Raw genomic sequence first — 2,500 nt, forward strand, 5'->3', positions numbered from 1 at the left:
TTCCCTCAAATGAGACAACGCTAATAAAAGGGCAGGCGCCGTTTCTGCTTATCGCAGTACGGCGCTTTTTTAGAAACAAGCCGCTCGTAAAACTTTTTTGATTTTCTTTTAAAAAACTATTGCACTATTATTTGTGAGGTGGTATATTATTATTCGTTGCCGCTAAACAAGGCGCTGACGAAAAAAAGAAATTCAAAAAGTTGTTGACTTCAAGAGATTGATAAGATATAATAATAAAGTCGCTTGAACGAAAGACAAAATGATCTTTGAAAACTAAACAAGACAAAACGTACCTGTTAATTCAAAGTTTTAAATAAATCGCACAGCGATGTGCGTAGTCAGTCAAACTACTTTATCGGAGAGTTTGATCCTGGCTCAGGACGAACGCTGGCGGCGTGCCTAATACATGCAAGTCGAGCGGACAGATGGGAGCTTGCTCCCTGATGTTAGCGGCGGACGGGTGAGTAACACGTGGGTAACCTGCCTGTAAGACTGGGATAACTCCGGGAAACCGGGGCTAATACCGGATGGTTGTTTGAACCGCATGGTTCAGACATAAAAGGTGGCTTCGGCTACCACTTACAGATGGACCCGCGGCGCATTAGCTAGTTGGTGAGGTAACGGCTCACCAAGGCGACGATGCGTAGCCGACCTGAGAGGGTGATCGGCCACACTGGGACTGAGACACGGCCCAGACTCCTACGGGAGGCAGCAGTAGGGAATCTTCCGCAATGGACGAAAGTCTGACGGAGCAACGCCGCGTGAGTGATGAAGGTTTTCGGATCGTAAAGCTCTGTTGTTAGGGAAGAACAAGTGCCGTTCAAATAGGGCGGCACCTTGACGGTACCTAACCAGAAAGCCACGGCTAACTACGTGCCAGCAGCCGCGGTAATACGTAGGTGGCAAGCGTTGTCCGGAATTATTGGGCGTAAAGGGCGCGCAGGCGGTTTCTTAAGTCTGATGTGAAAGCCCCCGGCTCAACCGGGGAGGGTCATTGGAAACTGGGGAACTTGAGTGCAGAAGAGGAGAGTGGAATTCCACGTGTAGCGGTGAAATGCGTAGAGATGTGGAGGAACACCAGTGGCGAAGGCGACTCTCTGGTCTGTAACTGACGCTGAGGCGCGAAAGCGTGGGGAGCGAACAGGATTAGATACCCTGGTAGTCCACGCCGTAAACGATGAGTGCTAAGTGTTAGGGGGTTTCCGCCCCTTAGTGCTGCAGCTAACGCATTAAGCACTCCGCCTGGGGAGTACGGTCGCAAGACTGAAACTCAAAGGAATTGACGGGGGCCCGCACAAGCGGTGGAGCATGTGGTTTAATTCGAAGCAACGCGAAGAACCTTACCAGGTCTTGACATCCTCTGACAATCCTAGAGATAGGACGTCCCCTTCGGGGGCAGAGTGACAGGTGGTGCATGGTTGTCGTCAGCTCGTGTCGTGAGATGTTGGGTTAAGTCCCGCAACGAGCGCAACCCTTGATCTTAGTTGCCAGCATTCAGTTGGGCACTCTAAGGTGACTGCCGGTGACAAACCGGAGGAAGGTGGGGATGACGTCAAATCATCATGCCCCTTATGACCTGGGCTACACACGTGCTACAATGGGCAGAACAAAGGGCAGCGAAACCGCGAGGTTAAGCCAATCCCACAAATCTGTTCTCAGTTCGGATCGCAGTCTGCAACTCGACTGCGTGAAGCTGGAATCGCTAGTAATCGCGGATCAGCATGCCGCGGTGAATACGTTCCCGGGCCTTGTACACACCGCCCGTCACACCACGAGAGTTTGTAACACCCGAAGTCGGTGGGGTAACCTTTATGGAGCCAGCCGCCGAAGGTGGGATAGATGATTGGGGTGAAGTCGTAACAAGGTAGCCGTATCGGAAGGTGCGGCTGGATCACCTCCTTTCTAAGGATTTTAACGGAATATAAGACCTTGGGTCTTATAAACAGAACGTTCCCTGTCTTGTTTAGTTTTGAAGGATCATTCGATTCTTCGAGATGTTGTTCTTTGAAAACTAGATAACAGAAGTAATTCACATTCAATTAGTAATGCAAGATATCACGTAGTGATTCTTTTTAACGGTTAAGTTAGAAAGGGCGCACGGTGGATGCCTTGGCACTAGGAGCCGATGAAGGACGGGACGAACACCGATATGCTTCGGGGAGCTGTAAGCAAGCTTTGATCCGGAGATTTCCGAATGGGGAAACCCACTACTCGTAATGGAGTGGTATCCATACTTGAATACATAGAGTATGAGAAGGCATACCCGGGGAACTGAAACATCTAAGTACCCGGAGGAAGAGAAAGCAAATGCGATTCCCTGAGTAGCGGCGAGCGAAACGGGATCAGCCCAAACCAAGAGGCTTGCCTCTTGGGGTTGTAGGACACTCTGTACGGAGTTACAAAGGAACGAGGTAGATGAAGAGGTCTGGAAAGGCCCGCCATAGGAGGTAACAGCCCTGTAGTCAAAACTTCGTTCTCTCCTGAGTGGATCCTGAGTACG

Annotated in this window: 2 rRNA genes (1 of these 2 cut by a window edge); both read left to right on the forward strand. The window is 50.3% G+C overall.

The window, feature by feature from the left end:
- Positions 1 to 352 precede the first annotated feature (352 nt).
- Positions 353 to 1,902: ribosomal RNA gene (locus ACFVU7_RS44930) — 16S ribosomal RNA — on the forward strand.
- 175 nt (positions 1,903 to 2,077) lie between these two features.
- Positions 2,078 to 2,500: ribosomal RNA gene (locus ACFVU7_RS44935) — 23S ribosomal RNA — on the forward strand (it continues 2,507 nt past the right edge of the window).
- The 16S and 23S rRNA genes sit together here, the layout of an rRNA operon.

The sequence above is a fragment of the Kitasatospora sp. NPDC058046 genome (genome assembly GCF_042885595.1).
Classification (GTDB): domain Bacteria; phylum Actinomycetota; class Actinomycetes; order Streptomycetales; family Streptomycetaceae; genus Kitasatospora.